General features: G+C 64.1%; 5 protein-coding genes and 1 pseudogene. 1 reads left to right on the top strand and 5 read right to left on the bottom strand.

The features are described from left to right. From JWR89_RS18725 to JWR89_RS18710, 4 genes and pseudogenes are all read right to left on the bottom strand, one after another. Window positions 1-427, bottom strand: a pseudogene (locus JWR89_RS18725) (electron transfer flavoprotein subunit alpha/FixB family protein); the annotation flags it as partial. Then, the gene (locus JWR89_RS18720) at window positions 427-1,176 is read right to left on the bottom strand and encodes an electron transfer flavoprotein subunit beta/FixA family protein (protein ID WP_299718856.1); all 750 of its coding nucleotides are present in this window, start codon (window positions 1,174-1,176) and stop codon (window positions 427-429) included. The gene JWR89_RS18720 and the pseudogene JWR89_RS18725, both read right to left, overlap by 1 nt. A 126-nt stretch (window positions 1,177-1,302) precedes the next feature. Next, window positions 1,303-1,875, bottom strand: coding sequence for a cob(I)yrinic acid a,c-diamide adenosyltransferase (locus tag JWR89_RS18715; protein ID WP_299718854.1), 573 nt, complete (start codon window positions 1,873-1,875; stop codon window positions 1,303-1,305). A 114-nt stretch (window positions 1,876-1,989) separates the two neighbouring features. Continuing rightward, on the bottom strand, window positions 1,990-2,184 hold the full coding sequence (locus JWR89_RS18710) for a twin transmembrane helix small protein (RefSeq protein ID WP_299718851.1): 195 nt from the start codon (window positions 2,182-2,184) through the stop codon (window positions 1,990-1,992). Window positions 2,185-2,331: 147 nt separating this feature from the next. On the opposite strand from JWR89_RS18710, the gene JWR89_RS18705 reads away from it, so the two are divergent. After that, window positions 2,332-3,225 (top strand): YihY/virulence factor BrkB family protein, encoded by an 894-nt coding sequence (locus JWR89_RS18705; RefSeq protein ID WP_299718849.1) that lies wholly within the window; start codon window positions 2,332-2,334, stop codon window positions 3,223-3,225. Here the strand turns inward: JWR89_RS18705 and JWR89_RS18700 are convergent. Then, window positions 3,152-4,276, bottom strand: coding sequence for an ATP-binding protein (locus tag JWR89_RS18700; protein WP_299718858.1), 1,125 nt, complete (start codon window positions 4,274-4,276; stop codon window positions 3,152-3,154). The two genes, JWR89_RS18705 and JWR89_RS18700, sit on opposite strands and share 74 nt — an antisense overlap. Between the last annotated feature and the right edge of the window lie 15 nt (window positions 4,277-4,291).

Below are 4,291 nucleotides of genomic sequence, written 5' to 3'. Positions count from 1 at the left end.
CGTCCTTGGACTTCACGGTCTGGATCGCGTTGCCGGCATAGATCGGGCGCTCAAAGGTGTCGGGCGAGATCACCTTGGTGATTTCCGAGACCTGCATCACGTCGAGCAGCGCTGCGACGCGCGGCATTACGTTCTTGAAGCGCGATGTAGCCGGTGCCACGAAGGCGTCGTAACCGGGCGCCAGCGACACGATCAGCGCCGCCAGCGGCTCAGCCAGATCATGGGCATAGAGCGCGTCGTCGGCGAGCAGCACCTTGGTGACGCCGGCAAGCTTGGCGGCCTTCTCGGCCGCGGCCTTGGTGCCTTCGCCGCCACCGGCGACCAGCACATGGACTTCGGCGCCCAGGGCGGTCGCTGCGGTCAACGCCTTGTTGGTGGAGTCCTTGAGGATGTCGTGTTCGTGTTCAGCAATCAGCAGCGTGGCCATCAGAGCACCCCGGCTTCGGTCTTGAGTTTCGAGATCAGCTCGGCGACGTCATTGACCTTGACGCCGGCCTTGCGGCCCTCGGGTTCCGTCGTCTTGATGATCTCAAGATGCGGGGTGAGATCGACGCCGTATTCTTCGGCGGTCTTGTCGGCGATCGGCTTCTTCTTCGCCTTCATGATGTTGGGCAGGCTGGCGTAGCGCGGCTCGTTGAGGCGGAGATCGGTCGTGACGATGGCCGGGCCCTTGAGTTTCACGGTCTGCGAGCCGCCATCGACTTCGCGCGACACGACGAAATCGGAACCATCGACTTCCAGCTTGGAGGCGAAGGTTGCCTGCGACCAGCCGAGCAGCGCGGCCAGCATCTGGCCGGTCTGATTGCTGTCGTCGTCGATCGCCTGCTTGCCGAGGATGACCAGGCCGGGCTTCTCCTCATCGACGATAGCCTTGAGGATCTTGGCAACAGCCAGCGGCTCGACGTTGCCATCGACCTTTACCAGGATGCCGCGGTCGGCGCCCATGGCGAGACCGGTGCGGATGGTTTCCGACGCCTGTGCGGGGCCGATCGAGACCACCACCACCTCGGTCGCCTTGCCGGCCTCTTTCAGGCGCAGGGCTTCCTCGACGGCGATTTCGTCGAACGGATTCATCGACATCTTGACGTTGGCGAGTTCGACCCCGGTTCCATCGCTCTTGACGCGAACCTTGACGTTGTAATCGACCACCCGCTTGACCGGCACCAGAACCTTCATCGATCCTCTTTCGTGTGAGTTTCTTCGTTTTCGCGTCACATAAGCTTGGGCGCGGAACCTAAAGCCCCCGCCAACCGGGGTCAACGCGCGAAAATCGAAAATCGAGGGTCTCCAGGCGACTGGCAGCTAGCGGTTCTTGCCGGGAATCCAGAGCACGTCGCCAGCGCCGTTGTCATTCTGCGACCGGCTGGCGACAAACAGGAAGTCCGACAGCCGGTTCATGTACTGGATCGCGGCATCGGAGACCGGCTCGTCGGGCTGGGCAGCGAGTTCCACCATAATCCGCTCGGCGCGGCGGCAAATGGTCCGGGCGACGTGCAGATGCGCCGCCGCAGGGGTTCCGCCGGGCAGCACGAAGGAGGTGAGGTCGGTCAACGGCTCGTTGAGGGCGTCGATGTCGCGCTCCAGCCGCGCGACCTGGGTGGTCAATACCCGCAGCCGCTCCGCCTTGCCCTCGCGCTGCGGCACCGCGAGATCGGCGCCGAGGTCGAACAGGTCGTTCTGGATCAGTACCAGCATCGCGTTCAGGGCCGGCGATTCCGCCAGATGCAGCCGGACCACCCCGATCGCCGCGTTGGTCTCGTCCACGGTGCCATAGGCCGATATGCGCAGGTCGTATTTCGGCCGCCGCTCGCCGGAGCCCAGCGCCGTGGTGCCGTCATCGCCGGTACGGGTGTAGATCTTGTTGAGAACGACCATGAAAAATCCTGAAATCCGTAGGGTGGGCAAAGCGAAGCGTGCCCACGTTTCAAAGTTGCCACGGAACGCGTGGGCACGGCGCAAGCGCGCCTTTGCCCACCCTATATCCGCGCTTTACCGTCCCATCGCCCAGACCGTGGCCATGGTAATGACGATGGCGACGAACTGCAGCAGCACGCGCAGGCGCATCAGCTTTTGGGAGCGGTTCGGCGAGCCGCCGCGCATCATGTTGAACAGGCCCAGCAGCAGGACCAGCAGCACCGCGCCGGCGGCAACCGGGAGGAGAATATTGCTCAGGAACGTTGTCATGACCGCTACATAACATCGGAACCGGGGCTTCGCCATCGGCGCCATGAAATTGATCGGTGCGGTGCAACGATCTGGCTTTTTGTCCGTAGATATCAAATAGTAGCGGCGGCGCCGGCAGAGTCGTGGCCCGCCCGAACAGGGTGAAAAGTGAGGCACATCCGCTACGTTTTCCATGTCGCGCTCGACGCCTTCTATACGTTTCTAGCCGATGACGGCTGGGCGATCGCGAGCCACATCGCGCTGTCGACGCTGATGGCGCTATTCCCCTTCCTGATCGTGCTGGCGTCGCTGGCGGGCTTCTTCGGCTCCAAGGGCCTCGCGGACCAGGCCGTCCTGCTGCTGCTGGAAGTCTGGCCCGATCAGGTGGCGGGCGCGCTGTCCGGACAAATCCATGACGTGCTGACCACCACGCGCGGTGACGCTCTCACCATCGGCCTGGTGCTGGCGGTGTATTTCGCCTCCAATGGCGTCGAAAGTCTTCGCGTGGCGCTGAACCGGGCCTACGCCGTGATCGAGCCGCGGCGCTGGTACTGGCTGCGGCTGGAATCGATCGGCTACACCCTGGTCGCCGCGGTCACCGCGTTGGCGATGGCATTCCTGATCGTGCTCGGTCCCTTGTTGCTGGAGATCGTCCGCATCTACACACCGCTGATGGTCGCGAACAATGAGAAACTGCTCAACATCGCGCGTTACGGCATCACCATCACGGCGATGACCGTGGTGCTGTTCATCCTGCATGCCTGGTTGCCGGCGGGACGACGCAACTTCCTGCAGATTCTGCCGGGCATCGTTTTCACCATGCTGGCGTCGCTGCTTTCGGGCATCGGCTTCGGCATGTATCTGGCGCGCTTCGCCAACAACTACGTGACCATGTATGCCGGGCTGGCGTCGGTGATCATCGCGCTGGTATTTTTGTATTTCATCGCGGCGATCTTCGTCTATGGCGGCGAACTGAACGCCGCCATTATCAAATCGCGGTTGCCGCGCGGCGTCTCGCTTCAAGCAGCGCAGTCGCTAGCGCCCGTGGAGACACTGGTTTAGTCAGGAACGCGTCGGCGCCGGCGGCACGCGACCCCACCTCATCATCGCCGCGACCGGACACGCCGATAATGGCGACGCGGCCATGGGGCTTGCTCAAGGCCCGGATTTGCTTGATCGCCTCGATGCCGTTGATGCCCGGCAGTACCATGTCCATCAGCACCGCGTCGAACGTGCCCTGCGCCACGCGCTCGGCGGCTGCCTCGCCTCGGCCGATGAATTCGGCCTGATGGCCGAGCTCGGTGAGGATGGCATTGAGCACCACGCGGCCGAACGGATTGTCCTCTACACTGAGCACGCGCAGCGGCTCGCGCAGCTGCGTCGAATCGTCGTCGTCGAGGCCGGACATGATCGAGATCGGGCCCGTCGCTTTCGCCAGCGTCACCGTGAGCGTGAAGACCGTTCCGCCGCCGGGGCGCTGCGCCACCACGATGTCGCCGCCCATCGCCCGCGCCAGTTGCTTGACCGACGACAGGCCGAGGCCGGCACCGCCGAACCGCGAGGCGATCGTGACATTGGCCTGCGAGAACGGGCGGAACAGCCGCTTGATCTCCGCCAGCGAGAGGCCGATGCCGCTGTCCGAGATCGTAAAGGACACCCCGACCTTGCCAGGCACCGGCACCGGACGGACTTTCAGCGTAACGCTGCCCCGGTCGGTGAATTTGACCGCATTGTCGATCAGGTTTTCCAGCGCCGCCCGAAGTCGCACCGGATCGCCGGTGACGAACATCGGCAGCCTGGTGGAAATCGTCACGGAGGATTGCAGACCCTTGGCCGCGGCCCGGCCAGCCAGCGAATCGCCGGAATTGCGCGCCAGCGCGCGCAGGTCGAAGAAGTCCTGCCGCACTTCGAGTTTGGAGTTACTGCTGCGGGCCGCATCGACGAACAGGGTCGCCAAACCGGCGAGATGTTCGGCGCCGGCCTTGATAGTATCGACCCAGCGCCGCTCGCGCTCGTCGAGATCGGAGGTGGCCAACAGATCGCTGACGGCGAGGATGCCGGTCAGCGGCGTGCGAACCTCGTGGGCGAAGGCAGCCAGGGCGGCCTCGACCATCGTACCGGCGCGCAC

It is taken from the genome of Tardiphaga sp. (genome assembly GCF_028290785.1).
Classification (GTDB): domain Bacteria; phylum Pseudomonadota; class Alphaproteobacteria; order Rhizobiales; family Xanthobacteraceae; genus Tardiphaga.
The sequence above is the reverse complement of the archived record's forward strand: the minus strand, read 5'-3'. Positions and strand labels throughout refer to the sequence as shown.

What these genes read in the sequence shown, in the direction of transcription:
- JWR89_RS18700 (WP_299718858.1), bottom strand. Translation starts at nt 4,276, where the DNA reads ATGGTCGAGGCCGCCCTGGCTGCCTTCGCCCACGAGGTTCGCACGCCG.
- JWR89_RS18715 (WP_299718854.1), bottom strand. Translation starts at nt 1,875, where the DNA reads ATGGTCGTTCTCAACAAGATCTACACCCGTACCGGCGATGACGGCACC.
- JWR89_RS18720 (WP_299718856.1), bottom strand. Translation starts at nt 1,176, where the DNA reads ATGAAGGTTCTGGTGCCGGTCAAGCGGGTGGTCGATTACAACGTCAAG.
- JWR89_RS18710 (WP_299718851.1), bottom strand. Translation starts at nt 2,184, where the DNA reads ATGACAACGTTCCTGAGCAATATTCTCCTCCCGGTTGCCGCCGGCGCG.